This window comes from Actinomadura coerulea, assembly GCF_014208105.1.
Classification (GTDB): Bacteria; Actinomycetota; Actinomycetes; order Streptosporangiales; family Streptosporangiaceae; genus Spirillospora; species Spirillospora coerulea.
The window spans coordinates 7,726,757-7,751,314 of sequence record NZ_JACHMQ010000001.1 but is presented as its reverse complement, the minus strand read 5'-3'; the positions used below and the strand labels follow the sequence as shown (position 1 = coordinate 7,751,314).

26 protein-coding genes are annotated in these 24,558 nt (G+C 72.2%); 12 read left to right on the top strand and 14 right to left on the bottom strand.

Annotated features, from left to right (window positions below):
- Positions 1–13 precede the first annotated feature (13 nt).
- The 6 genes from BKA00_RS35920 to fdxA all read right to left on the bottom strand — a co-directional run bounded on the left by BKA00_RS35920 (position 14) and on the right by fdxA (position 3,792).
- Positions 14–454, bottom strand: a complete 441-nt coding sequence (locus tag BKA00_RS35920) for a DUF350 domain-containing protein (RefSeq protein ID WP_185032700.1) — start codon at positions 452–454, stop codon at positions 14–16.
- A 27-nt stretch (positions 455–481) separates the two neighbouring features.
- Positions 482–916, bottom strand: a complete 435-nt coding sequence (locus tag BKA00_RS35915) for a DUF4247 domain-containing protein (RefSeq protein ID WP_185032699.1) — start codon at positions 914–916, stop codon at positions 482–484.
- Positions 913–1,419: a DUF2617 family protein gene (locus BKA00_RS35910; protein WP_185032698.1), complete on the bottom strand. Its 507-nt coding sequence runs from the start codon at positions 1,417–1,419 to the stop codon at positions 913–915. Before BKA00_RS35910 ends, BKA00_RS35915 begins: the two co-directional genes overlap by 4 nt.
- A 2-nt stretch (positions 1,420–1,421) precedes the next feature.
- A complete protein-coding gene (locus tag BKA00_RS35905; protein ID WP_230299298.1) occupies positions 1,422–2,039 on the bottom strand; it encodes a DUF4178 domain-containing protein in 618 nt (205 codons plus the stop codon).
- Between the two features lie 223 nt (positions 2,040–2,262).
- Entirely contained in the window at positions 2,263–3,348 is a 1,086-nt protein-coding gene (gene dapC, locus BKA00_RS35900; RefSeq protein WP_185032697.1) for a succinyldiaminopimelate transaminase, read from the bottom strand.
- Positions 3,349–3,465: 117 nt separating this feature from the next.
- The gene (gene fdxA / locus BKA00_RS35895; protein ID WP_131759039.1) at positions 3,466–3,792 is read right to left on the bottom strand and encodes a ferredoxin; all 327 of its coding nucleotides are present in this window, start codon (positions 3,790–3,792) and stop codon (positions 3,466–3,468) included.
- A 112-nt stretch (positions 3,793–3,904) separates the two neighbouring features.
- Between fdxA and BKA00_RS35890 the strand changes: the two genes are divergently transcribed.
- A complete protein-coding gene (locus BKA00_RS35890) occupies positions 3,905–4,174 on the top strand; it encodes a putative acetyltransferase (RefSeq protein ID WP_185032696.1) in 270 nt (89 codons plus the stop codon).
- Here the strand turns inward: BKA00_RS35890 and BKA00_RS35885 are convergent.
- The 3 genes from BKA00_RS35885 to BKA00_RS35875 all read right to left on the bottom strand — a co-directional run bounded on the left by BKA00_RS35885 (position 4,171) and on the right by BKA00_RS35875 (position 6,717).
- Positions 4,171–5,178, bottom strand: coding sequence for a polysaccharide deacetylase family protein (locus BKA00_RS35885; protein ID WP_230299297.1), 1,008 nt, complete (start codon positions 5,176–5,178; stop codon positions 4,171–4,173). The two genes, BKA00_RS35890 and BKA00_RS35885, sit on opposite strands and share 4 nt — an antisense overlap.
- A 275-nt stretch (positions 5,179–5,453) precedes the next feature.
- The gene (locus BKA00_RS35880; protein ID WP_185032695.1) at positions 5,454–6,326 is read right to left on the bottom strand and encodes a crotonase/enoyl-CoA hydratase family protein; all 873 of its coding nucleotides are present in this window, start codon (positions 6,324–6,326) and stop codon (positions 5,454–5,456) included.
- Between the two features lie 55 nt (positions 6,327–6,381).
- Positions 6,382–6,717, bottom strand: coding sequence for a hypothetical protein (locus tag BKA00_RS35875; RefSeq protein WP_185032693.1), 336 nt, complete (start codon positions 6,715–6,717; stop codon positions 6,382–6,384).
- 45 nt (positions 6,718–6,762) lie between these two features.
- On the opposite strand from BKA00_RS35875, the gene BKA00_RS35870 reads away from it, so the two are divergent.
- Both BKA00_RS35870 and BKA00_RS35865 read left to right on the top strand, forming a co-directional pair.
- Positions 6,763–7,569: a methyltransferase domain-containing protein gene (locus BKA00_RS35870; RefSeq protein WP_230299296.1), complete on the top strand. Its 807-nt coding sequence runs from the start codon at positions 6,763–6,765 to the stop codon at positions 7,567–7,569.
- A gap of 21 nt (positions 7,570–7,590) precedes the next feature.
- The gene (locus BKA00_RS35865) at positions 7,591–8,241 is read left to right on the top strand and encodes a cysteine--tRNA ligase (RefSeq protein WP_185032689.1); all 651 of its coding nucleotides are present in this window, start codon (positions 7,591–7,593) and stop codon (positions 8,239–8,241) included.
- 12 nt (positions 8,242–8,253) lie between these two features.
- Here the strand turns inward: BKA00_RS35865 and BKA00_RS35860 are convergent, their stop codons facing one another.
- The gene (locus tag BKA00_RS35860) at positions 8,254–10,053 is read right to left on the bottom strand and encodes a TNT domain-containing protein (RefSeq protein WP_230299295.1); all 1,800 of its coding nucleotides are present in this window, start codon (positions 10,051–10,053) and stop codon (positions 8,254–8,256) included.
- A gap of 125 nt (positions 10,054–10,178) precedes the next feature.
- Here BKA00_RS35860 and BKA00_RS40745 point away from each other — a divergent pair, with 125 nt between their 5' ends.
- Entirely contained in the window at positions 10,179–11,348 is a 1,170-nt protein-coding gene (locus tag BKA00_RS40745; protein ID WP_185032687.1) for an alpha/beta fold hydrolase, read from the top strand.
- Here BKA00_RS40745 and BKA00_RS35850 read toward each other — a convergent pair.
- Positions 11,332–12,288: a zinc-binding dehydrogenase gene (locus BKA00_RS35850; RefSeq protein WP_185032685.1), complete on the bottom strand. Its 957-nt coding sequence runs from the start codon at positions 12,286–12,288 to the stop codon at positions 11,332–11,334. The genes BKA00_RS40745 and BKA00_RS35850 overlap by 17 nt on opposite strands.
- 156 nt (positions 12,289–12,444) lie before the next feature.
- On the opposite strand from BKA00_RS35850, the gene BKA00_RS35845 reads away from it, so the two are divergent.
- The 3 genes from BKA00_RS35845 (at position 12,445) to BKA00_RS38460 (ending at position 14,369) form a co-directional block, all read left to right on the top strand.
- Positions 12,445–13,029: a hypothetical protein gene (locus BKA00_RS35845; protein WP_185032683.1), complete on the top strand. Its 585-nt coding sequence runs from the start codon at positions 12,445–12,447 to the stop codon at positions 13,027–13,029.
- A gap of 20 nt (positions 13,030–13,049) precedes the next feature.
- Positions 13,050–13,808 carry a hypothetical protein gene (locus tag BKA00_RS35840; protein ID WP_185032681.1) on the top strand — a complete coding sequence of 253 codons (759 nt, stop codon included), beginning with the start codon at positions 13,050–13,052 and terminating at the stop codon, positions 13,806–13,808.
- A 66-nt stretch (positions 13,809–13,874) separates the two neighbouring features.
- Positions 13,875–14,369 (top strand): nitronate monooxygenase, encoded by a 495-nt coding sequence (locus BKA00_RS38460; protein WP_221493429.1) that lies wholly within the window; start codon positions 13,875–13,877, stop codon positions 14,367–14,369.
- A gap of 705 nt (positions 14,370–15,074) precedes the next feature.
- On the opposite strand, the gene BKA00_RS35830 is transcribed toward BKA00_RS38460, so the two are convergent.
- A complete protein-coding gene (locus BKA00_RS35830) occupies positions 15,075–15,455 on the bottom strand; it encodes an ATP-binding protein (RefSeq protein ID WP_185032679.1) in 381 nt (126 codons plus the stop codon).
- A 137-nt stretch (positions 15,456–15,592) separates the two neighbouring features.
- On the opposite strand from BKA00_RS35830, the gene BKA00_RS35825 reads away from it, so the two are divergent.
- The 4 genes from BKA00_RS35825 (at position 15,593) to BKA00_RS35810 (ending at position 18,608) form a co-directional block, all read left to right on the top strand.
- On the top strand, positions 15,593–16,375 hold the full coding sequence (locus BKA00_RS35825; protein ID WP_185032677.1) for a helix-turn-helix domain-containing protein: 783 nt from the start codon (positions 15,593–15,595) through the stop codon (positions 16,373–16,375).
- Positions 16,363–16,542, top strand: coding sequence for a DUF397 domain-containing protein (locus tag BKA00_RS35820; protein ID WP_185032675.1), 180 nt, complete (start codon positions 16,363–16,365; stop codon positions 16,540–16,542). The genes BKA00_RS35825 and BKA00_RS35820 overlap by 13 nt, the downstream gene beginning before the upstream one ends.
- Before the next feature lie 353 nt (positions 16,543–16,895).
- A complete protein-coding gene (locus BKA00_RS35815) occupies positions 16,896–17,285 on the top strand; it encodes a hypothetical protein (protein WP_185032673.1) in 390 nt (129 codons plus the stop codon).
- Positions 17,286–17,534: 249 nt separating this feature from the next.
- Complete coding sequence (locus BKA00_RS35810) at positions 17,535–18,608, top strand: Gfo/Idh/MocA family protein (RefSeq protein WP_185032671.1); 1,074 nt, start codon at positions 17,535–17,537, stop codon at positions 18,606–18,608.
- An 80-nt stretch (positions 18,609–18,688) separates the two neighbouring features.
- Here BKA00_RS35810 and BKA00_RS40740 read toward each other — a convergent pair whose 3' ends face one another.
- Complete coding sequence (locus BKA00_RS40740; RefSeq protein ID WP_185032669.1) at positions 18,689–19,072, bottom strand: ACT domain-containing protein; 384 nt, start codon at positions 19,070–19,072, stop codon at positions 18,689–18,691.
- Between the two features lie 362 nt (positions 19,073–19,434).
- On the opposite strand from BKA00_RS40740, the gene BKA00_RS35800 reads away from it, so the two are divergent.
- Entirely contained in the window at positions 19,435–23,487 is a 4,053-nt protein-coding gene (locus BKA00_RS35800) for an HU family DNA-binding protein (RefSeq protein WP_185032667.1), read from the top strand.
- A 19-nt stretch (positions 23,488–23,506) separates the two neighbouring features.
- On the opposite strand, the gene BKA00_RS35795 is transcribed toward BKA00_RS35800, so the two are convergent.
- Entirely contained in the window at positions 23,507–24,415 is a 909-nt protein-coding gene (locus BKA00_RS35795) for an endonuclease/exonuclease/phosphatase family protein (RefSeq protein ID WP_420829725.1), read from the bottom strand.
- Positions 24,416–24,558: the final 143 nt, after the last annotated feature.

Sequence of the window (24,558 nt, the reverse complement as noted above, 5' to 3'; positions counted from 1 at the left end):
AGGTCGCGGGACGTCAGGAGACCGCCCCGGCCACGATCGCGGCGACGCCGAGGTCGGCGGCGGCGACGACCCAGCCCGCCGGGTGGATCGCGCCGCCCGTCCCGCCCGTGTCCACGAGCGTCGCGCCGAGCTTGCCGGGCGTCAGCACGTCCAGCAGGAAGAACGCCACGATCATCAGCACGATGCCGATGCCGCCGAACACGGCGGTGTCCACCAGCCCGTCGGTGAGGTCGCTGTCGCTGGTGACGATCGCGGTGGTGACGATCGCGGCGATGCCGAGGAGCTTGGCGGCCAGCAGGAGCGCGGCGCCGCGGTTGCCCTCGGTCCAGATCTGCTTGCCGAGCTTGCCGGGCGTCGTCACCTCCACGACCAGGTAGCCGAGCGCCATCAGGGCGATGCCGACCGCGCCGTAGGCGAAGGTCGCCCCGATCTCGTGAAGGATGTCGTCGTTCATGTGTGGCTCCTCATCTGCCCGACCCCGTCATTTGCCCGACCCGGGCCCGCCGCCGCGGAACGACGCGGCGCCCCTGCTCGTCCATCCGTTGCTGCCCGGGCTGCTCCAGAACCCGCTCACGTGCGAGTAGTGGCGGCTGTAGCCGCCGCGCGGGTCGTCGACCGTGATCCGGCTGCCGACCCCGTTCGGCAGGACGCCGACGACGAGCTTCGGGTAGCGCATGAAGATGCCGCCGTTGGCGCCCATGGTGGCGATGTCGTCCACCCGGTCGATCGGCTTGAACTTGCGGTTGATCTCCGAGGCGACCGTCTGGGGGGCCTTCGGCGACCGGTAGGTGTTGTATCCGGTCTTGGTGTACTTGTCGGCGATCCAGGACGACTGCGACTTGCCGCAGCCGCCGAGCGCCGTGGCGGTCAGGACGGCGGCGGCCACCGCGCCCGCCACCCGGTATCTGCTGTTCATGAGGGTCTCACCAGCCGGCTCCGCGTCATCACGATCTCCCGGGTCTGCGGGTAGGCGTGCCAGGTGCGCCATCCGAGCGCGGCCTCCTGCCCCGCCGTGTCCTCCAAGGCAAGGACGGTGACGGCGTGCGGGGATCCGGGGAACGCCCCGGTCAGCGCGTCACCGCGGTCCGCGAGCCGGGCGCACACGGCCTCGACGGCGCGGGCGAACGCCGTCTCGTCGCTGTGCGCCGCGGTCGTCGCGGCGAAGTCGTACGCCCAGCCGGGCACGCTCATCGCCGCGTGCCCCGGCAGCGGCTCGGCGCGTCCGGGCAGGCACGCCACCGTCTCGCTCAGCGGCCCGGCGATGACCTGGTGGGACGCGCCGAGCAGGCGCAGCTCCACGGTCAGGCCCGCGCGCTCCACCGGCAGGACGGCGAGCGCGTCCATCGGCGGCAGGCCGAGCGCGAACGAGAGCCCGTCGGCGCGGGCGTCCGCGTAGGGGGTGTCGAGGGTGGCCTGCAAGGTCAGCTACCGCCCGGGTAGATCGTCATCGATCCCGTCGGGACGCGCTCGCCGAGGCCCGCCTCCCACTGGCCGCCGCCGTACTGCTCGAACGACAGGTACCTGCCGCGCGGGCCCTCGTAGTCGACGTACTCGACGCGGCCCTGCACACCGACGCCCGTCGTGCCCTCGCTGGTGTAGTCGGCGGTGCCGTGCTCGTCGCGCCGGTACTCGACGCCGTCCACGACGAGGCTCTTCTCCCCCGGCCGCAGGTCGCCGATCTCGTGCTCAGTCCACCAGACGACCTCGAGGTCGGGGTCCTCCTCGACGGAGATCCACACCTTGGTGCCCTCGATCGTGTCCGCGTCCAGGAGGTGCTCGCTCCAGGTGAAGCCGCCTTCCTTCAGCCGCAGCGAGCCGCGGACGAAGTAGCGGGTGCCGAGGTACTCCACCATGTCGCCGGCCTTGAGCGTGCGCGGGTCGCCGGCCACCTGGTCCTCGGCGGCGAACGGGTCGCGCGGGACGGCCGGGGCGGGCGCGGGCGCCGGCGCGCCCGAGCGTCGCCGCGACAGGACGACGATGAGCACGACCAAGGCGATCAGGATCAGTGCCAGCAGGACCACTATCGCCGCTTTGCCCACGGCACCTCCATCATTTCGTCCGTTCAAGGGGGGCAGACCTGCGGATCCTACCGACTGTGGCCTGTCCAGCCCATACCGCGATCAGACGTATCAAACGAAGGCGCGGTTTCGCCCGCTAACCCGAAATCTCCCGCCCCCACCCCGCGGGGACCACGTCGACTTGCGGCGTGTTGCCCTTGTGAGGGGTTGGTTAAGGGCAACACGCCGCAAGTCGACGGACGGGTCAGAGGCGGGTTGTGGCGGCGGCTACGCGTGCGTCCGTGGCTGTGAAGGCTATTCGGACGTGCCTGGCGCCGCCTTGGCCGTAGAACTCGCCGGGGCCGACCAGGATGCCGAGGGACGCCAGGTGGGCGACGGTGTCCCAGCAGGGCTCGTCCCGCGTGGCCCACAGGTACAGGGACGCCTCGGAGTGCTCGATGCGGAAGCCGTGCCTCTCGAACGCCTCGCGCAGCGCGGCGCGGCGCCGCGCGTACCGGGCCCGCTGCTCGTCGACGTGGGCGTCGTCGCCGTAGGCCACGGTCATCGCGGCCTGCACCGGCGCGGGGACGATCATCCCGGCGTGCTTGCGGACCTCCAGCAGCCGCCTCACCAGCGCGAGGTCGCCGGTGATGAACCCGGCGCGGTAGCCCGCCATGTTGGAGCGCTTGGACAGCGAGTTCAGCGCGAGCAGCCCCGCGTGGGAGCCCTCGCAGACGTCCGGGTGCAGGATCGAGATCGGCGGGTTGTCCCCGTCCCAGCCGAACTCCAGGTAGCACTCGTCGCTGACGACGACCGCGCCGCGGCCGCGCGCCCACGCCACGACCTTGCGCAGGTGCTCGGCGGGCAGCACCTTGCCGGTCGGGTTGGACGGCGAGTTCACCCACACGATCTTCGGGGAGACCGGGCCGAGCGCGAGCGTGCCGTCGGTCGCGACGGGGTCGGCGCCGGCGAGCCGGACCCCCACGTCGTAGGTCGGGTAGGCCAGTGCGGGGAAGACGACCTTGTCGCCGGGGCCGGCGCCGAGCAGCGTCGGCAGCCAGGCGACGAGCTCCTTGGTGCCGATGACGGGGAGCACCGCGTCCGGGTCGGCGCCCGTCACACCCGCGCGGCGCCGCAGCCATCCCGCGACCGCCTCGCGCAGCTCCGGCGTCCCGTACGTCTGCGGGTAGCCGGGCGCGTCGGACGCGGCGGCGAGGGCCTTCCTGACGGGCTCGGGCGTCGGGTCCACGGGCGTTCCGACCGAAAGGTCGACGATGCCGTCCGGGTGCGCCAGCGCGCGCTCCTTGTACGGCGCGAGCCGATCCCACGGAAAGTCCGGCAGCGTGAACAACGCCCATACCTCCTTGGAGAAACCACCGGGCCGCGGTCGTCCCCGACCACGGCCCGGTTCACGGCAACGGCGGGCCCCGGAGCGCGCCCGTGCGGAGCGCTCCGGACCCGCCCGAGATCAGTCGTCCTGGCTCTGCGGGGGCAGCGCGGCGACGATCGGGTGGTCCTTGTCGATCTTCCCGACCTTGGACGCGCCGCCGGGCGAGCCGAGGTCGTCGAAGAACTCCACGTTGACCTTGTAGAAGTCCTTCCACTGCTCGGGGACGTCGTCCTCGTAGTAGATGGCTTCGACAGGGCAGACCGGCTCGCACGCACCGCAGTCGACGCACTCGTCCGGGTGGATGTAGAGCTGACGCTTCCCCTCGTAGATGCAGTCGACCGGGCACTCCTCGATGCATGCCTTGTCGAGCAGGTCCACGCAGGGCTGCGCAATGACGTAGGTCACGTCAGTGACTCCTCTCGGATTTCCGGCCCCGCCGCACGTCACGGCTCACCGCAAGCTCGCTGTGAATAGTATGGCCACCCCGCCGCCGTCGATTCGACATGGGGGTCCCTACATGTCCGGCCGCTTCGCCGCACGCCTGGTGGTGGCCATCAGTGGCGCGGACGTGGGCCAGCGGATCTCGCTGCGCCGCCGTCTGCCTACGGGAGAGTACAGCGACGTCGTGGGCGTACTCGAATCATGGTCCGGCGGGACGCTCGCGGTGCGCCGCCGCACCGGCGAACTCGTCGAGGTGCCGGAGGCGGCCATGGTCGCCGCGAAGGTCGTCCCGCCGCAGCCCCCGCCCCGGCGGCGTCCCCGCCGGGAGGAGCCCGAGGACGGTTAGCGAGGGCTCACCGGGAGGGGCGGAGCGGGCGCCAGGCCGCTGGGCGCGGGCCCGCTCGGGGTCGGACCGCTGGGCGCCGGGCTCCCGGGCACCGGGGCCCTGGACGCCGAGGCGTCGGGCGCCGGAGCGCCGGGCGCCGAGCCCGTGGGGGCCGGGGCGGTGGGGGGCTTGCTCGCGGCCGGCGGGCCCGTGGACGAGCCGCCGGCCGGCGGGCTCGCGGTGACCTGCACCGGCGGCGCCGTCCTTTCGTTGTAGGACGCGCCCGGCGCGAGCCGCCGTCCGGTGAACAGCTCCGAGACGGTCACGAACGTGAACCCGCGTTTGCGCAGTCCGTCCACGACCTTGGGGATGGAGTCGACGCTCGGCTTGTGGATGTCGTGGAACAGGACGATGCCGCCGCTCTTCGGCTCGTTGACCCCGACGCGCGTGTCGCGGGCGACGTCGCGGTACCGCCAGTCGAGCGTGTCGACGCTCCAGAGGACCAGCGGCATCCCGATCGCGTGCTCGACGCGCTTGTTCGTGGACCCGTAGGGCGGCCGGACCAGAGTGGGCGTGATGCCGGAGGCGTCCTTGACGGCCTTCTGGGTGCGCTGGATCTGGGACCGCACCTCGCTGGACGACAGGGTCGTCAGGTCCGGATGCGACCAGGAGTGGTTGGCGACCTCCTGGCCTTCCAGGGCCATTCTGCGCACGAGATCGCGGTGGGCGCCGACGTTCTCGCCGAGCATGAAGAATGTGGCGCGCGCGCCGTTCTTCTTCAGCGTGTCGAGCAGCCGCGCCGTGTAGGGGCCGGGGCCGTCGTCGAACGTCAGCGCGACGCACTTCACCCGGTCGCAGTCGATCTTCCTGGGCGGCGGCGGGGTCGGGCTCGGTGACCGCGTCGCCGTGGCCCTGCCCTTGACGACGCCGTGCTCGCCGGCGGTCCGCGCCTGCCGCTCCGCGTGGCTGCATCCGGCGGCGAGCAGGATTCCGGCACCGATGACGGCACAATTCCTAATCCGCACCAGGCACCCCCGTAACATGTCGCCTCGGGCGGCTTAATACCCTCCGTAACCGATGAGACACGCTTCCCGATGGTCCGGAAAATCAAGATCGTCCTTGGGACGCACCGGGGGATTCCTCCATCATGCGACAGCCCGCTTTGCCCGCATGTCACCGGGGCGGGGCCGGGTGCGGACGCCCCCTCGCCGCCGCGCGGCAGGCACCTCGGTGGCCGAAGGCGGCCATCGGCCGGGGGGCGTCCTGACGGCCTCCTCGCGCTCCTCCGCGAGGGCCGCCCTCAGCGGACGGGCCAGTCGGGGACTTCGGGCGGCAGGTCCTTGCTGACGCGCAGCGGGAAGGCGGCGTCGCGCTTCTCCAGGAAGGACGAGACGCCCTCGACCGCGTCGGCGGCGCCGCCGAGCGAGGCCATGAGGCGGGAGTCGGCGATGTGCGCGTCCCACGGGGACGGCGCGGACAGGCCCGACCACATGAGGCGGCGGATCGCCGCGACGGAGACGGCGGAGGTGTTGCCCGCGATCTCGCGCGCGAGCGCGTACGCGGCCGGGAGGAGGTCGTCGGGCGCGTACACGCGGGAGACGAGGCGGCCCGCGAGGGCCTCCTCCGCGTCGAAGATCCGGCCGGTGGCGGCCCACTCCATGGCCTGCGCGATGCCGACCAGGCGCGGCAGGAACCAGCTGGAGGCGGCCTCGGTCACGATCCCGCGCCGCGCGAACACGAACCCGAACCTGGCCTTCTCGCTGGCGAGCCTGACGTCCATTGGGAGGGTCATGGTGACGCCCACGCCGACCGCCGCGCCGTTGAACGCGCCGATGACGGGCTTGAGGCAGCGGGCGATGCGGAGCGCGACCGTCCCGCCGCCGTCGCGCGGGGTGCCGTCCTCCAGGACGTCGTCCTCCCCCGCGTACATGTCCCTGGACTTGTCCTTGTCGAAGGTGTCGCCGCCGCCGCTCAGGTCGGCGCCCGCGCAGAACGCGCGTCCCGCGCCGGTCACCACGACCGCGCGCACGTCGTCGTCGGCGTCGATCCGGTCGAAGACGTCGAGCATCTCGCCCCGCATGACGAACGTATAGGCGTTCATCTTCCGCGGACGGTTGAGCGTGACGGTGGCGATCCCGTCCCGAACCTCGTACTCGATCTCTGCGTACGGCACCCTGCGCACCCTTCTCCAGCCCGGCTGTCAGAATCCGATTCTAGGAAGGGGCCCGTCAGGCGCGGGCTTCGGGGAACATCCGGAGCAGGACGTCCCGGCGCCACTCGGCGAGGTCGCGTCCCGGCGGCGGGACGGGGGCCAGCGTGCCGCCGTCCGCGGGTGTGAGACGGATCTCCACGCCGGGGGCGAGCTCGTCGGGGATCTCCCCCGTGGCGGCGAGGCGCCGCGCGAGCGCGGCGAGGACGCGCGCCCAGCCCTGCCCCAGATAGGGCGGGAGCCCGTCGGCGCGCAGTTCCGGGAGGCCCCTGGCGGACAGCCCGGAGGTGCGCAGGGTCAGGCCGCCGGGCCCCTCGGCCCCGACGACGCGGATCTCGGACGTGACGTCCGCCACGGCATCCCCACCTCACCATCGGGCGATGTCCGATAAATTATGACAGTGAACTGGGCCGTGACGACGTACGACTCCGCCTTCGGGTATGTGTCCGCGCACGGTGCGCCCCTCGTCGATCTGCTCGATCCGCAGCCCGGCGAGAGGGTCATCGATCTCGGGTGCGGCACGGGCTCGTTCAGCGCGGAGATCGCCGAGCGGGGCGCCGAGGTGCTGGGCATCGACGGCAGCCCCGAGATGGTCGCGCAGGCGACCGCGATGCACCCGGGGCTGTCGTTCGTCGTCGGCGACGCCCATGACTTCACCGTAGGCGAGTCCTTCGACGCGGTCGCCTCGAACGCCGCCCTGCACTGGATGACCCGCGACCCCGACGCGGTGATCGGGCGCGTGCACGCGGCGCTGCGCCCCGGCGGCCGGTTCGTCGGCGAGCTCGGCGGCGCGGGCAACTGCGCGGAGCTGATCGTCGCGATGCAGACGGCGTGGCGGGTGTTCGGCCTCGGCGAGCCCGAGCTGCCCTGGTACTTCCCGTCGCCGGCCGCGTACGCGACCAAGCTGGAGGAGGCCGGGTTCACGCTGCGGCTGCTGGAGCACGCCGACCGCCCGACCCGGATGACCGAGGGCCCGGGCGGCGCCGCCGACTGGGTCCGCGCGTACGCCTCCCGCGCGCTGGCCGACGTCCCGCCGGAGCTGGTCGACCCGCTGCTCGACCGGGTGAACGACCTCGCCGCGCCCGCGCTGCGCCGCGAGTCGGGATGGGTCGCCGACTACGTCCGGCTGCGGTTCGCGGCCGTCCGCCGGTCGGACGGCGCCGCGCCGACGCCGTTCGGGCCGATGGCCGCCGACCTCCCGCTGTAGGCGCCGCCTAGGGTGGGAGGCATGCTGCGGCTCCACGACCATCGGACGGGACGGACGGAGGCGCTGCCCGCCGGGCGCGGGCTGCGCGTCCAGGTGGTGGACGGCGCGTACCGCCGCGCGGTCGTCGCCGACCTGCTGCGGCGGGTCGCCGAACGGGCCGGGCACCGCGTCCTGGTCGCGAGCACGCCGGGCGCCGCGACGGGTCTGGACGACTACAACGTCCAGCCGTTCGAGGTGGTGGACGACGTCCTCCCGGACGCCGACGTCTACGTTGCTGAGACGGCCGACAGGGACGCGCTGTGCCTGGCGGTCCCGCAGGAGACCGGAACGTCGCCCGACCCGCTGACCGCCCGCCTGGCGATGCTGGAGGTCCCTTACCGGGAGCCACTGGAGCTGTCGGCGCGGAGGCTGTCGGCGGCGGCGGAGCGGCTCGACGCGTGGCGCGGCGAGGTCGCCGAGTGGGCGACGTCCCCGGGCCGCCCGATGAACCGCGGGTACGCGGCCGAGGCCGAGGCCGCCCTGGCCGACGACCTCGGCAGCCCCGCCGCGCTCGCCGTCCTGGACCGGCTCGCCGCCGACCCGGACGTCCCGCCGGGCGCGAAGCTGGAGACGTTCATCCACCTCGACCTGGTGCTGGCGCTCGGGCTGGTCTCCGCCATCGGCCAGGCCTGAACCGCCGCCGGGTCAGCCGCCCGTCACCTCGACGAGGCTGCCGTCGGCGACCAGGTCGGCCACCGGCCGCCGGAACACGTGCGCCGTCCCGCCGCCCGGCTGCCCGAACCACGGCACGGCCGTCCCGGTCAGGGTCTCCATGGGCCGCTGCAACCGGTAGACGCGGTACGGGCGGCCGCGCCACTCGGGCGGCAGCGACCGCTGCGGATACGGCGTGCGCGCCGCGTACGTCACGTTGCCGTCCGGGGCGCCGTAGCGGTCCACCTCCGTTCCCGCCGCCAGCTCCATGACGTGGCGGTCGCGCAGGAGCGAGAGCGGCGGCTCTCCCTTCAGCGGCGCGAACGGCCCGTCCCCGGCAGTGTGGCGCGGGTCGAGCAGCAGCCGTCCGAGAAGGTGCGCCGACGCCTGCTCCGGGTCGTCGAAGACGGCCTCCTTGCGGCGCTCGCCGTCGCGCATCTGGAAGACCGACCAGCGGCCCGGCAGGGACGTCAGGCACCAGACGCCCTCGGCCACGTCGTTGACGCGGTAGGCGGCGCGGTCGACGCGGAGCTGGTCGAGCCGGTGCTGGAGCGTCCCCGCCCAGTCGGGCTCCTCCGGGACGCGTTCGGGCGCGGCGCCCCCGGTGACGGCGGCGTTCGCCGCGTTCATGGTGTCGTCGTCGACGTCGGGGACGCGGAACCCGTTGGCCCTGATGTGCGCGACGAGCTCGGGCTCCGGCGGGACGCCGTGCTCGCTCAGGTAGTAGGCCACCGCGCTCGACCACACCCACGTCCCGTCGGTGTGGAAGGTCAGCGGCACCGCCGCGCCGCGCGACGGGTCGAGCCGGTCGGGGGCGTTCGAGCGCGCGGCCATGACGGTCGGGGCCCGCCGCAGGTACCCGGCCACGCGGCCGGCCTCCTCCGTCGGGACGGGCGGGCGCGACACGGCGGGACGGCTCCCGTCCGGGCCCGCGTGGTCGAAGATCCTGGCCCGGCGCAGCCCCGGCCGGGACGGCGGCGGCGTTTCGACCACCGCCGCGGGCCGGGGCGGCGGCTCGCCGTCGTGGGTGAAGCCCGCGCGGCAGCGGACGGCCCCGTCCTCGTACACGACCTCGAAGTCGATCCGGGACCAGGTGGAGCCGTGGAACGCCCGCGTCCCGGCGCGGAGCCGGTCGAGCAGTGCGGCGGCCTCGGCGGGCGCCGTCAAGGACGGCTGTGCGCCGGTGGCCTGGCGGCACGTCAGGGCTGACATCCCGGCACGCCCCCCGGCCGCCTGGTAGTGCCCGGAGATCCGCTCCCACAGCCCGGGCGCGTGGGAGGCGATCAGGGCGGGGAACCGGTCGGACAGCAGCTCCTCCTGCTCGGCCGGGTCCATCGGCCCCGGGTCGGGCGCGGGCGGTGCGGCGGGCTCGCGGCCGTCCATCCGGTCGCGCAGCCAGCCCGGCATGGCGCCGCCGTCCCTCGGCATGACGATCTGGTCGCGCCGCCAGGACTCCGCCGGGAGCGGCGGGTCCCACAGCGGGTCGAACTCGCGGTTGTAGAGCGGGCACACCGAACCCGGCTCGATGATCATGACCATCGAGAACCAGGTGCCCCGCTCGGGCCGGTACTGGACGCGGCGCAGGTCCATCAGCAGGCCCGCCAGCTCGTCCGGGACGTCCCCGGACATGTCCATCCGGCCCTCGCCCGTCAGCACCGCCAGCGCGACGACGTGGTCGGCGACCGTCGCGGCGCAGTGCAGGTCGAGGCGCCGCCAGCCGGGTGGGGCCAGCCGCCGGGCGTGGTCGGCGACCCGGCCCTCGAGCTCCGCGACGCGGTCGTCCTGGCCCGTCACCGCGCGTCCCTCCGTCCCGATGGCTCCCCCTATGGCACCTGATCGGCAGGTTAACCGCACCGGTCGATGTATTGCGCGCCGCCCCGGGCACTGGCGACGCTCGCGGGAGGCTACTTTCGTATGTCGTGTCCACTGCCGCACCAGCGTCGTCCGTCCCGGCGTCCCCCGGCCCGCCCCGCCCCCGGCGCCGCCGCCGCGCCCGCCCACTGATGTCGGCGGTCGTCACCATCACCGCGCTGCTGTGCGCGCTGGTCGGCGGGGTCGGCTGGTACTTCGCCGGCGTCGCCATCGAGGTCGACCACTCCGCCGAGTACCCGCTGACCATCGAGGACGCGGGCGACGGCACCGTCACGCTGCCCCGCGAGCCGGGGACGGAGCGCCCCGGCGCCTGGGCCCTCGTCTGGAAGGGCGGGCGCGCCCTGCTCGGGCCCGTCGTCGGCGGGAACGACAGGCACGTCGTCCGGAAGGTGTCGCCCGTGGAGGGCGCCCTGGTCAAGGACGCCCCCGCGATGATCGACCACTGGATGTACGACGGCGACCCGAAGACGGCGCTCGGGCTGCCGTTCCAGGACGTCACGTATCCGTCCGAGGTCGGGCCCATGCCGGCGTGGCTCGTCCCTGGGACGTCCGACAAGCGCACCTGGGTCATCGGCGTCCACGGGCGCAACGCCGACAAGGCCGAGACGTTCCGCGTCATGCGCACCGTCCACGCGCTGGGCATGCCGATGCTGTCCATCGCCTACCGCAACGACGTGGGCGCGCCCCCGTCGCAGGACCGCCGCAACCATCTGGGCGACAAAGAGTGGCACGACGTCGTCTCCGCCATCGGCTACGCACGCGCGCACGGCGCGACGGGCGTCGTCCTGTACGGGTGGTCGATGGGCGGCGCGATGGCGATGACGACGTTGCAGCGGGATCCGTCGTTCGTGCGGGGGGTCGTGCTCGACTCCCCCGTCCTCGACTGGAACGCCACCTTGGACAAGCAGGGCGACGCCCGCCACCTGCCCGGCTTCATGACGGGCATCGCCAAGCGCGTCCTTCAGTGGCGCATCGGCATCGACCTGACCGACTTCGACATGCGCCGGTTCGCACCCCACCTGCGTACGCCCGTCCTCATGTTCACCACCGAGGACGACTCCACCGTCGCCAACGGCCCCGCCTTCGCCTTCGCCAGGAAGGCGCCGCCCGGCACGGTCACCCACGTCCCCACGCCGGGCGACCACACCGAGTCGTGGAACGTCGACCCGGCCGCCTACGAGCGCTCGCTGCTCGCGTTCCTCAAGACGGTCGGCTGACCTCCAGGAGGGTCTTGCCGACCGTCGCGCGCGACTCGATCGCGGCGTGCGCGCCGGCCGCGCGGTCGAGCGGGAAGCGCTGCCCGACCACCGGCTTGAGCCGTCCGGCCGCCGCCTCGCGCAACGCGTGCTCCGTGAACTCCCGCAGCTCCTCGGGCGTGGCCGCGGGCCGGACGAGCGCGGCGCCCCGCTCCTTCGCGTCCTCCTCGGGGATGCTCGCCCACTCCCCGCTCGCGAGCCCGAAGCTGACCATCCGCCCGCCCTTCCTCAGCAGGCCGAACGCCTCCCGGGCCACGTCCCCGCCGACCCCGTCGAACACCACGTCCACCTGCCCGGCCTTCTCCGCCCAGCCCGGCTCGCCGTAGTCGACGGCCTCGTCCGCCCCCAGCCGCACGGCCAGCTCCGTCTTCCGCGCGCCCCTCGCGGCCGCGACGACCGCCGCCCCCCGCGCCTTGGCGAGCTGGACGAGCAGCGTCCCGACCCCGCCGGCCGCCGCCTCCACCAGGACGCGTTCGCCTTCGCGGATCCGGGCCGCGCGCGTCATCATCGCCGCCGTGCGCCCGTCGGCGAGCAGGGCCACCGCGTCGTCGAGCGCCAGACCGTCCGGCACCTCGAACAGGCCCCTGGCGTCCACGGCGGCCTTCTCCGCGTAACCGCCGGTGCCTCCGGTGCTGCTGACGACCCGCCGGCCGACGAGTGCCCCGTCCACCCCGTCCCCGACCGCCGCGACCACGCCGCCGACGCCGTTGCCCGGAATCACCGGCGGCTCCCACCGCGCCGGCGACGGCCCGGTGCCCGACCGCATCTGCGTCTCGACGAACGTGATGTTGGCGAACTCGACCTCGACCAGCGCCCGGCCCTCGCCCGGCACCGGATCGGGCGCGTCGCCCGCGACCAGGACCTCCGGCCCGCCGAACTTCCTCAACCACACAGCACGCATGTCCGGCTCCTCCCATCAGCGCGTTCACCAGGAGCCTGGTACCTCAAGCGAGGTCGAGGTCAAGCGGGACGCAACGAATCCCTTTTCTCGCCCCACGCATCTCTGTAAGCTTTCGCGCGTATTCGGCCCGTTGTCTGCTGCCGCTCAGGGATGGCGATGCGCACCCGGTTGGTACGTTCCTCCCCTCTGGGGACTCGCCGCGCCGCCTGCCTGACGGCCGCTCTCGCCGTGTGCGCGGCCGCCGGATGCGGCTCGTCCGGCTCGTCCACCGGCGGCGAGCTGTCCCCCGACGGCCGGGCCGACATCGGCGGCACCCCGGCCCCCGCCGCGCCCACCGCGATCCCGACGGACCAGCTCTTCAAGACGGTCCTCGCCCGCTACCGCGCCTACCAGGACGCCTACCAGAAGGCCTACGAGAAGAACGACCCGACCGGCCTCGCCGACGTCGCGATGGACCCCCTCCTCACCGAGGTCACCAACGACGTCGAGGCCACCAAGGCCAAGGGCCAGATCTGGCGCTTCGCGAAGACCCTGAACCCCCGGGTCTACGCGAGTTCCAAGGACCGCTCGAAGGTCTACCTGATGGACTGCGTCAACACCGTCGCGGGCTACCGCTTCTCCGCCAAGACGGGCAAGCGGACGGGCGGAGGCAAGGGCGGCGCCTACCTCTACCGGTACACCGTCCAGTACGACGGCGACTCCTGGAAGGTCGCCGCTTCCGTCCGGGACCGCACATGCTGACATTCCCCGGAGGACACGCGATGTCTCACACCCCCACCCGGCGCCTCGTGGCGTCAGGCCTGACAGCGGCGGCAGCCCTCCTCTCCACCTTCGCGGCCCCGGCCGAAGCCTTCGCGGACGGATGCGGCGTCGCGAACAAGGGTCTCGACTGCAACCTGTCCGGCGTCACCGGCGGACGCGGCGGAGGCAACGGCGGAAACGGCGGAAACGGATCGGGCGGCGCCGGCGGCCCCGTGGCCCCGCCCGCCCCCCTGGGCCTGGTCGACAACCAGGACGTGGAATTCGTCGACGGCCCCGGAGGCGCTGCGCCGCCCGCGGCCCAGCCACCCGACGTCTGGACGATGATGCAGCGGGTCAAGGCCTCGGCCCCGTTCCCCGTGCCGACCGCCTACACGGCCCCCAAGGACAAGACCTTCGTCCGGCTGCGGACGAACCTCTGGGTGGACGGCTTCACCGTCGTGAAGACCGACCCGATCTCGGAGGGCGGCGTGACCGTCCAGGCGACGGCGACCCCCACGTCCGTCACCTGGAACCTCGGCGAGACCCAGATCAACTGCGGTGACGCGGGCAGCGAGACCGGAAAGACCTGCGGCTACACCTACAAGCGCTCCTCCACGGGCCAGCCGGGCGGCGCCTGGCAGATCACCGCGACGATCACCTGGAAGATCGCCTGGACCTGCACGGGCGCCACCTGCGGCGGCGGCCTCGACGACCACACCATGACCTCCGAGCCCACCCCCCTGGCCGTCAGCGAGATCCAGACCAACACCCACAACTGACCCCACCCGACCTCTCGGAGCGCAACCGGTGATCTTGAGGGTGGGCGGGTGCGCGACGGTGCGGGGGTGGAGTGGTCGACAGCGTTCACGGAGATGTCCGGGGTTCGGTATCCGATCGCGCTCGCGCCGATGGGAGGGTCGGCGGGCGGCGCGCTCGCGGCGGCCGTCTCCCGGGCGGGCGGGCTCGGACTGCTGGGCAGCGCGAACGGGGACGCGGAGTGGCCGGCGCGCGAGGCGCCGACCGTGGCGGCCACCGGGAAGCCGTGGGGCATCGGCTTCCTGACCTGGAGCATCGATGTCGACGCGGTGGATCCGGCGCTGAGCTACGCGCCCACGGCGGTGATGCTGTCGTTCGGCGATCCGAGCCCGTACGCGGAGCGCGTCCGCCGGGCAGGCGCGGGCGGTCCACCCTGCCGTTCGTCCCCGCTGTGGCGGACCTCGTCGCACCGGTGCCGGTGCTGGCGGCCCGGGGGAATAGCCGATGGCCGCGGCGTCGCGGCGGCCCTGGCGCTGGGCGCCGCCGGGGGCACTCATCGGCACGCGCTTCCAGGCGACCGCTGAGGCCCGCGTCGAGCCCGCGACCTGCAAGGCGATCCTTGAGGGACGTGGGCAGGACACCGAGCGCAGCAACGTACTCGACATCGCCCGCAATTCCCCATGGCCGTCGAGGCCGGAGACTTCGAGAAGACAAGCGCGAACGCCACAGCGCCGCACCACCACCCCCACCCGCCACAACCCCAGGCCCACCAGGCACGTCGACTTGCGGCGTGTTGCCCTTATGCCAGCGCCGATAAGGGCAACACGCCGCAAGTCAACGCAGCCGCCCACCGACCACGCCACCCGGATCCGGCCGCTTCCGGGCGGCAGCACGCACCACCCACAGAGCCACCGCGCTCGCCGCAGGCTTCGTGATGGCGAGCGTGGACGCCACGGCGCCGCGCCACCATCGTTTCCGACCTTGTTCAGGCACTCCGCGGGACGCCTCCGGTCGCGGCGTTGAGGACCCATTCGCCGCTAACCGAACTCGGTCCTTCGCAAGGCGGGACGCATCCGGTCGTGGGGTCGAGGATCCGTTCGCCGCTACCCGGACTCGTTCCTTTGCAAGGCGGGACGGAAATGGAGGCTCACCGTCCATCGCCGCTTGCAGGAGACTCAGGGAAGACGAACGGATGAGAATGCGGCCCTTGGCCTGCCACATGCCATGGTTCAGGGAAATTTCCCAGGACGAGTAACGCTCGCGTAGGGACACCAGTGCGTCGGCTTCGTTCACGACGTGCTTTCAGGGAGCAGCGCCCACACGGCCTTCCCGCCGCCTCCGAGTGGCTGCGTACCCCATTCCTTGACGAGAACATCCAGCATCGCCAGCCCACGCCCGTCCTCGCTCAACAGGGCCGCCTGCCCCGCCATCGGTAGGACGTTGGAGGAGTCGAAGACCTCCACGACGGTTCCCTTGTCCGCCTGGACGATCCGCACGGTCGTGGTCGCGCTCCTGGTGTGCCGCAAGACGTTCGTCACCAATTCCGACACCACGACCTTCGCCACGTAGGCGTCCTGCCCCCACGTTTCCAGGACGCCCTCGACCCAATCCCGAGCCACTTTCACCGACTCGGCCCGAACCGGCACCACGATCTCCGCGGGGCACTCCATGAACGATCACCTCCGACTTCCGGTAACTCCCCGCACAGATTCCACTCCAAGGCGTAATGTGGCGATGCAAACTCCTGGACGCACACCGAGGACTCACAATCACTTAATTCCAGTTCAGAGTCACTGGAGGTCCCGTCATGGCCAAGCGCAAGCCGTCCCCCGCTCTGAAGGCTTTCGGCGCGGAAGTCAGGCGCCTGCGCGAAGACGTCGGCATCACCCGGACAGAGCTCGCCAACCGCATATCGGTGACGCCCTCGTACGTCTCGCAGGTCGAGAGCGGCAACACCCGCTGCCGCAACGACTTCGCCCAGCGTCTGGACCAGGCGTTAGGCACAGGCGACCAGCTCACGACGGCCTGGACCAAGCACCTCCGCGCGGCGAGCTACCCGAAGTTCTTCGCCGACTACTCGGAGGCCGAAGCGACAGCCGACCTCCTCCGCGCCTACGAGGCAACCTTCGTGCCTGGGCTGCTGCAGACGGAGGAGTACGCCCGCGTACTCCTTCCCTCAGAGGCCGCCCTCGATGGACGTCTCAATCGACAGCAGATCCTGTGCCGCGAGACGCCACCTCGGCTCATCGTGGTCATGGACGAGAGCGTGCTCATCCGGGAGGTGGGTGGCCCAGGCGTGATGCGGGACCAGTGCGAGCACTTGCTGAAGGCATCAGAGCGAGAGAACATCCTCGTTCAGATCGCTCCGATCGCTTACTACCGCGGCGTCTCCGGATCATTCAACATCGCCACACAATCAACAGGAGAAGAACTGGTCTCTCTGGAGACCTCCACCGGAGGAGTCACATCTGACGACTCGGGGGATATCTTGACCGTTGTCGGCGAATTTGCGGAGTTGCAGGCACGCGCACTGAGCGTCACCGACTCCCGTGACTTCTTACGAAAGGCGATAGACCGGTGGACGATGTGACCTGGCGCAAGGCGCGACGAAGCAACGACCATGGAGGGGCCTGCGTAGAACTGGCGCAGCTCGTAGAAGGCGTGGCCGTCCGCGACTCCAAGGACCCGGCCGGGCCGAAGCTCCTGCTCGCCCCGGCCGCGTTCCGCGCACTGCTCGCGGACCTCAAGCAGCAGTAAGGCCAGACGGAGGATCTAGGCCCTGTCCGGCGAATCTGGTGGCCGTCCCCCTGCCCCCGCTCGGGGCCTCATCAGCCCGACGAGCTCACCGTCGCGGCGCGCACAAACCCAGCCCAGGCTGTGCCGCTGCACCTGAGTGATGATTTGGCGGACGCCTACCTCGACTTCCACGTCGGCAACCTCACGTCTCGAAGAGCGTGGTGGTCGCGCCGCCGGCTCTCGCGTCCAGAATGGGACGGAGTTGGGGATTTGGTTGCGGGGTGGGGGCGGGAACCGTTTGACTGACCTGCCGTGGGCTGGATCAGACGTTCTCCACGCAGCGCCCGGACCGACACGGCTGGGAGGCGTGCTCCTTGGTAGCGTCACTGATCGCCTTCGCCCTGCTGGTCGCGGTCATCGTCTCGCTCGTCTGGCTCGGCGGGAGGGCACTGCGCGGCCACTCGGCGCGGCAGGCCGAGCGCCTGGCCCTTCGGCAGCAGGCCGTGCAGGAGCTTCGCCTTCGGGATGGGCGAGACGGCCACCTCGCCTTTGTCGAGCGCGTCTACCAGCGTGCCAGGACGGGCGCCAAAGCAATCATCGTCTGGGACGCCACCGGCAACCGCCAGGACGCGTGGTTTCACGACTGGCCCAGCATCCCCGCCGGAACCTACCTTCTCCTCGTCGGAACCACCGGCTACGGCCCCCATAACCACAACCCCCGGGTTTACTACGTCCGCCGCCACCAGGTACTCAGCATGATCTGAGCGGCGCGAACCCCTGATGTGACGCGGTGAGGCAGAGGCGGTGCCGCGAGCTCCGCGAACGCCCCTCCGCGCGACGTCGAGCCGAGGTCGACTGCGCCGCTGACTGGCGGGCAGGTCCGGGGACGGTCCCGCCCCAAGCTCATGAGGGCCTTCGCCCACCCGCGATCTTTGAAGGCCGCGTCAGGCGGGCAGGTCCGGGGGCGGAAAAACGGTTGTCCGGTAATAGCGCGCGTAGGGGATCCTTTCCTTATGCGCGTGGGAGTGGTGGGACTCAAGATGGGGCTTCACCTGGCGACATGGTGTCGCCGAGTGGGCATGGACGTGGTGGCGATCTGCGACCGTGACCCCGAGCGACTCGCCCTAGCAAAGAAGGAGATCCCGGAGGCGGTTCTCACCGAGCGGTGGCCCGACCTACTGAAACAGGGACTCGACGGCGTGGTGCTGGCGAACGACTTCGACGCGCACGCGCCTCTGGCGCTCGCGTTCCTCGCAGAGGGCGTGCACGTTCTGTCCGAAGCGGCGGCATGCAGCAGTTACCAGGAGGGGCGTCAGCTCATCGAGGCGGTGGAGAGTTCCTCCGCGACCTATTCGTTCGCCGAGAACTACGTCCTCCACCCGCATGTGCGCCTCATCCGCGAGGCCGTCGACGCGGCCGAGTTCGGACGGATAAGTCTCATCGAGGCCGACTATTTGCACGGCATGTCACCGAAGGCAGTCGCCGCGCTGATCGGTGACCCGGCCCACTGGCGAGGACGTATCGCCGCCACCGCCTACTGCACCCACACCGTCTCGCCCATCCTGGCGGTCGCGGATGCGTGGCCGGTGGAGGTCGCAGCGTTCCCAGTTGACGAGGCCGATCCACGGGCTGCGGTCGTCATGAACATACGGCTGTCCACCGGTGCACTCGCCGTTACCCGACATGGCTTCCTCCAGGGTGAACCGGACAGCCACTGGAGCTGGGTCTCCGTGCGCGGCACCCGCGCGCTGGCCGAATCCGTCCGGGGACCGGGCGAGCAGGCCTGGTCGGTCCGCTTCAGGGCAGAGGAATGGACCACCCCTGAAGGGACGGTACGTGAGGAGATTCGTGTTCCACCCGCGCTCACGTTGAATGGTGAACCTGTGCAGCGCAACGCGGAGGGCACCGTGCTGCTGCTTCAGGCGTTCCAGGCTGCCGTGGAAGAAGAAGCGCCGCCCCTGATCCCAGTCCGTCCTGCCGTTGCCGCATCACTTGTCGGCGTGGCCGGAGCCGAATCGCTGCGGAACGGGTCTCGCCCGGTGCCCGTCCCCGATCTGGGCTGGTGCGGGCCACCCCGAGCTTCCTGAACCCGGGCGCGCCCACCCGGCTCCACGACATGCGGGGAGCTGGGGCCCCGGCCGCTCTCCTGGAACTCCAGCGCGTTCGGTCATACGGCCACCTGGTGACCGGCGCGGCGGAGTACGGTGACGGCTTCCTCAAGGCGGCCGGATGGGACGAGCACCAGGTCGCCGTCGTAGCTCGCAGCGGTCCAGACGGGGAGCTCGACGGCGGCCAGCGGTGCGACGATGGCGCTGAGCATCCCCGTCGCTTCCGGGTCGTGCGCGTCATCGCCGTTCCACAACGCCGCCCAACCGTCCTCGGCCGTGTCGTCGCGCCGCATCGCCGCGCCTCCGTCCGGACCGAGCACGAGGGCGAGCAGGTCGGATCCGAGGGCGACCGTGCGGACGTCGGATACCCGCTCTAGAACGAAGCGGCCCTCCAGCACGCGCAGGTTCTGAGTTCGAGCGGCCGGGATCGAGCTGCCATTCACCGAGTCCTCCAATTGCGTCACAGCGATCCCGAGCGGTGGCCGCCGGGGTGGCACCGAGGGGAACCGCCACGATGAAACCATGTTGCACATCCGCAATTCCAAGCATCGGTCGCCGTGAGTAGGTCTCTCGCGCCCGGTGCTCACAGAGACCACGGGAGTCGTTCGCCGCCAGGTGGCGGAGGATCGGGATGTGCGGGTGTCCACCGGCGCGATCCCGCGACTGCGCGGAACGTCCGCGAGGGGACGCGGCTGGGAGAGCCGAAGACCCTGACCGGCCCCTGCCGCCCTAGGGCTCGGTGGCCGATGTCGGTCATCGTGCGTACGCTGGCCCGTCAAGATCAAGATGGGGGGCCGCGGGGCTCATGGGGTGGCGGATCGAGGCCGGCGGGTACGCGGCGGAACTGACGGACGGTCTGGAGATCGTCTACCGCAATCCCCGGGGGCGGAGGCTCAAGCAGGCTCCCGAGCAGCTGGGGGGCGCGCCCGGCCTGGCCGCGATGTTCACGGTGCGGCGGTACCTGAAGCGCCACGAGGAGCAGTGCGGCGAATCGGCGCGCTCGTGGGCGGCTGAGGGGGTCGCCGTTCCCCGCGCCCTGGCAGACGTCGACCCGTTCTGGGCGGAGGCGCTCGACGAAGCGGGTGTCACTCTCACCACGGAGCCGGTCGAAGGCGGACTGTGCGCGCGGACCTACGCCGGCCCCGACGACCGCAGGCTCACCCAGGTGCTTCGCGAGTCGGCCGTCCGCTACCGCGACATGCTGATGGCGGTGGACGGGTGGGAGCCGGAGGGCCTGTTCGAGACCGGCCTGCCCGCCCCCTACGCCAGCGTGGTCCCCTTCCCCGAGCGCGTCATCGAGGCGCACCCCGAAGCGGAGCGGCTCGCGGCGGAGAAGGTCCACACCTTGGAGCTCCGGACCGGTGGCTGGCGCTACTTCTACAAGCCGGCCGTGGAGGAGATCCTGGCGGGCCTGGAGGAGTCCGCGCCCGCGCTCCTGATCACCCTCCTGGACGCGGTCGCCGATGCCGCCCTCACCCACGATGAGCCGAACCTGGCCTCCGCGTGGTTCGGGCGCGCACGCAAGCTGGAGCGGACGCTGGCGCACCGTCCCGATCCGGAGTGGCTGGCCGACCGCTACGAGGAGCACGCGCACGCGCTGTCCGCGACGGTCCTGCGGGGGTGGGCGCGCGACCTGAGCGCCAAGGGCGCGGCGACGGCGGAGGGACTTGCCCGCTTCCGTGAGGTGATGGTGTGGCGGATCGAATCCGGCGGCGACGTCTACCCGCAGCTCGCCGCCGACCTCCGGAAGATCGCCAAGGCCGCCGGGATGGATCCCGAGGAGGAGCTCGCCGCGTTCCTGCGGTCGGTCTTCGCGGCGGGCGAGGTGTCGCTGAGCGACGACGCGTTCTGGACCGACGCGCTGAAGGGCCGCGCCATGGACGTGGTGTCCGGGACGGAGGCGGCGCGGCCGGTGCTGGAGCTGCGTCCGAGAACGCCGTCCCAAGGGCCGCTGTGGCTGAAGCTGCTCGACCGCAGCGGTGCCCTGGCGGTACTGACCGGGGACGCCCCCGGCCTCCAGCGCGGGGACGCCGCCGCCTGGCTGGTCGCCCGCGTGCAGGGAGCCGGTCAGTGGAGGGACCCGCTCGGTGAGGTCTACGAGGTGGCCGAGCGGATCGCCCCGCGGCTCGCGGCCGACGGGGTGCCGGTGGCGTTCCGCTTCTGGCGGCTCGACGAGACCGGCCGCCGCAGGACGCCCCTGGACATGATCGACATGCTGCTGGAGCACGGCGTCCCCGTCGCCGACCCGCCGGAGCGCCTCGGCCCCGCGTACCTGCCCGACCTGGTGATCCACCGCCGCCCCGAGCTGCGGCACGTCCTGGCGGACGAGCGGTTCGCGCGGGAGCTGCGCGCTCGTGCGCGGGGCGACCTCGACATGACCGTCGGGGACAGCGCGTCCAACACCTGGTACGAGCCGCACGAGACCAAGGGGTGGGGCAAGCTCCCGGGGCTGTTCGACAATCCGATCGGCCACGAGGAGCTGCGCGCGTGGTGCGCCCGCGAGCGCGCCCTGCTGCGTGAGGGCGTCGACCTGTACGGGCTGCGGATGCTGCTCGCCCGGTTCGTGCACGTCGGCGCGGCGGTGGACCTGCTGCTCAGGGACGCCGAGGCGGCGCGCGAGTTCGCGGCGGTGGACGTCATGGCGCTGCTCATGGCCGACCTGCCGGACGGGTTCAGCCGCGAGCGGGTCGAGGAGCTGCTGAAGCTCCTGGAGCCCCACTACATCAACCGCTCGGTGTCGGGGCCGAACTTCGTCGCGCTCTCCAAGGCGCTGCCGGAGCTGAAGGAGCAGGACAGGGAGACCTTCGACAGCGTCGCGTTCTCGCTGGTCACGGCGGTCAACTGCAAGGTGGGGCTGGAGCGCCTCGTCCGCCGCCTCACTCCGGGAGACGAACCGAAGGCGGCGCCCCCGGCGCCGGACGCCGCCGACCCGGTCGTGCGGCAGTGCGGCCGGCTCATGGACCTCGCGGGCTCCGGCGAGCCCGTCTGGGACGGTGACCTGAGCAAGCCGAGCGCCAAGTTCGACGGCAACGTGATCGGCGTGGAGTTCCGGCCGAACCACGCCAACACCGCCGCGTACACCGGCGTCCCCTCAAGGTCGAGGGCGCGTTCGTACCAGAGGCCGGCCGCCTACGGGACCTACCCCTTCGTGTCGGGGGAGCCGGGCCGCTGGCGGGTGGTGCGTTGCGAACTGCCCGAGGACACGAAGGGCGGCAAGGCCACCCCTGGGATGGCGTTCCGCACGGCCACGTCCGTCGCCCTGGTGGTGGGCGCCCAGTATGGGGTGCCCCCGGAACGGGTGCTCCTGGAGTACGCGCCCGAAGGGAAGTTCGCCGAGGAGGGCCCGCTGGCGGCGGCCGGTGCGCGCCTGCTCGACGCCTGCGTACTGGAGCCGGTGCGATCCCCCGACTGGTTCGCGCGCTTCAGCGAGCTCTGGCGCGAACGGGACCGCCCCGCGGTGAGTCCTGAACTGGCGGCCGTGTTCGCGGAGAAGACGGGCCTGTCGAAGGCCGAGGCGGCCGTCGTGCTCCAGGGGGCGTTCCTGTCCGCGCCGTACCAGCTGGGCGGGGACGACCCCGTCCGGCTGGTCCACTTCGGTTCGGGGTGGAACTCGGAGGTGGACCAGGTGAAGGAGGGTCTCCGGGCCCTGCGACCGCCCGAGTTCTACACCAGGCTCTACGAACGGCTGCTGCCGGACGACCCGGAGGAGCTGTGGACGTCGGGCCCGGCGGTGGAGCGCGCGGCCGCGTGGTGCCTGGAGGAGTCGGGGGCCCCGTTCCCCGCGCCGACCGGGCTCCTGCCCCGCGCGCTCAAGGAGATCACCCAGCCCAAGGGCGAGGCCCCGCTGCCACGCGCGCGCCAGCCGCACCCGTGGCCGTGGCGGAGTGGCCGGCCGCCCCTGCGGCTGTGGGCGCTCATCGGCCGCGTCGCCGCCGGCGCGGACTGCCTCGCGGACACTTCGGCCTTCTCCGGCGGACCGGACCCGCTCTCCCTGCCGCGCGTCGCCGCCTGGCTCGCCTACCGGACCCCGGCCGGCGATCCGCTGCGCCCCGCGATCGGCGCCGCGATCTCCCGGCTGCGCGAGGCCGACGACGGCCCGCGCACCCTGTTCTCGCTGCAGAGCAACCACCTGATGGGCGATCCGCCGCCGACCGACGCACTCACCGGCCATCCGGCGGTGACGGTCGTCGAGGACGACGTCTTCAAGCTCAGCCACCTGCGGGTGGATCCGGCCGCGGTGAAGGGCCCGGACGACCCGCTGCTGGACGCGCTCGACGACTACTACGACGCGACCCTGCCGTCCCAGGTGCTGCCCAGCGGCTCCGGGCTTCCCGCACTGGCGGACCTTCGTCTTCTGCTCAGCGACGACTTCACCGCGCTCGGCGCGCACCTGGCCGCCGACGCGGACCTGGCGCCGGGCTGGGAGCAGCATCCGGCGCGCTCAGTGCCGCACCTGGTGGAGGAATGCGCGGAGACCCACCGGCTGGGCGAGGACGCGGCGGCCCTCTACCTGATGCTGCTCGCCCTCCCCGACCCGTCCGACCGCAACGTGAAGGAGTGGACCGGCTGGAAACCGGCCCGGTTCAAGGCCGCGGTGGCCGAACTCGGTGACTCGAGGCTCGTGCTGAACGCCACCCGGGCGCGTGCGGGACGCTCGCTGTTCGTGCACGGCGCATGGCGGGAGTACAAGGCGCCGCGCCTCCCCATCGAGGTGCCGAAGATCCGCCTGCTGCCGCTGGCGGACGAGCGCCGCTCCTTGGCGAACATGGCCGCCGCCCCGTCCGGCCCCGTCCCGGTCCTCTTCGAGCGCGCCTGGAGGAACGCACGGTCCCGCCGACCACGCCGGCCAGCGCGCTGACGGTGGTGCACCGCAGCGGTCACCAGCTGATTTCCGCCGCCACCGGCAGGTGGTCGCTGCCGGTGGCGGGCAGCACCCGCGAGCTTCCCGGCTCCACGCCGCGGACCAGGATCTGGTCGATCCGCGCCATGGGGAACGCCGCCGGCCAGCTGAAGCCGAAGCCGTCCCCGGCCTCGTCCTGGACCGAGCGCAGGTGCGAGTCGAGGGCGGCGAACGCGCGGTCGTCCTCGGTGCCGTTCAGGTCGCCGAGCAGCACCACCCGCTCGATCTTCTCGGCGGCGACGGCCTCGCCGAGCGCCTGCGCGCCCCTGTCCCGGTGAACCGTCCAGAAGCCCGCCCTGGGGTTCACGCGTACGGAACCCAGGTGGGCCACGTACACCGCCAGCGGTCCGTGTTCCGTGGCCACCGTGGCGCGCAGCGCCCGGTTGTCCTTCATCTTGACGTCGGCCGGCTTGGTGTCCCCCAGCGGCCCGACGTCCGTCTTGATGTCGACCGGCCGGATGTCCGACAGCGGCAGCCTGCTCCACAGCCCGACCGTGCCCTGCACCGCGTGGTACGGGTACGTCCTGGCCAGCTCCCTCTCGTACGTGCCCTTGACCTGCTGGGCCAGCTCCTCCAGCGCGAGCACGTCCGCACCGGAGGCGGCGAGGGCGCGGGCGGTGCCGGCCGGGTCAGGGTTCTCGGCACCGACGTTGTGAGTGACGACGGTGAAGAAACCGCCCGGGTGGGACTTGTCGCCGAGCAGCCCGCCGAACAGGTTCAGCCACACCATGACCGGCAGCAGCAGCGCAACCGGCGCGGAGGCGGAGCGGCGCCACAGCGCCCCCGCCAGCAGCACCGGGACGAACAGGCCGAACCACGGCAGGAAGGTCTCCACCAGGCTGCCGAGGTTCCCGATCCGGTTCGGAATCTTCGCGTGCAGCAGCATGAGCAGGCCGAGCAGCAGCGCCAGGGCCGCGAGCACCAGGCCGCGTCTCCAGGGGCCCGGCCAGGTGCCGGTGCGGATCGCGCGGCGGACGGCCGCGCGCCAGGCCCCGTCACCGGTGTGCCGCCGGACGGCGCCGCCTTCGC

Bases quoted from the DNA above. Each gene is read 5' to 3' on its own strand.
- BKA00_RS35830 (WP_185032679.1), bottom strand. From the start codon at position 15,455: ATGGAGTGCCCCGCGGAGATCGTGGTGCCGGTTCGGGCCGAGTCGGTG.
- BKA00_RS35840 (WP_185032681.1), top strand. From the start codon at position 13,050: ATGTCTCACACCCCCACCCGGCGCCTCGTGGCGTCAGGCCTGACAGCG.
- BKA00_RS35865 (WP_185032689.1), top strand. From the start codon at position 7,591: ATGCTGCGGCTCCACGACCATCGGACGGGACGGACGGAGGCGCTGCCC.
- BKA00_RS35845 (WP_185032683.1), top strand. From the start codon at position 12,445: ATGCGCACCCGGTTGGTACGTTCCTCCCCTCTGGGGACTCGCCGCGCC.
- BKA00_RS35810 (WP_185032671.1), top strand. From the start codon at position 17,535: ATGCGCGTGGGAGTGGTGGGACTCAAGATGGGGCTTCACCTGGCGACA.
- BKA00_RS35920 (WP_185032700.1), bottom strand. From the start codon at position 454: ATGAACGACGACATCCTTCACGAGATCGGGGCGACCTTCGCCTACGGC.
- BKA00_RS35890 (WP_185032696.1), top strand. From the start codon at position 3,905: ATGTCCGGCCGCTTCGCCGCACGCCTGGTGGTGGCCATCAGTGGCGCG.
- BKA00_RS35800 (WP_185032667.1), top strand. From the start codon at position 19,435: ATGGGGTGGCGGATCGAGGCCGGCGGGTACGCGGCGGAACTGACGGAC.
- BKA00_RS35825 (WP_185032677.1), top strand. From the start codon at position 15,593: ATGGCCAAGCGCAAGCCGTCCCCCGCTCTGAAGGCTTTCGGCGCGGAA.
- BKA00_RS35795 (WP_420829725.1), bottom strand. From the start codon at position 24,415: ATGCTGCTGCACGCGAAGATTCCGAACCGGATCGGGAACCTCGGCAGC.
- BKA00_RS35915 (WP_185032699.1), bottom strand. From the start codon at position 916: ATGAACAGCAGATACCGGGTGGCGGGCGCGGTGGCCGCCGCCGTCCTG.
- BKA00_RS35850 (WP_185032685.1), bottom strand. From the start codon at position 12,288: ATGCGTGCTGTGTGGTTGAGGAAGTTCGGCGGGCCGGAGGTCCTGGTC.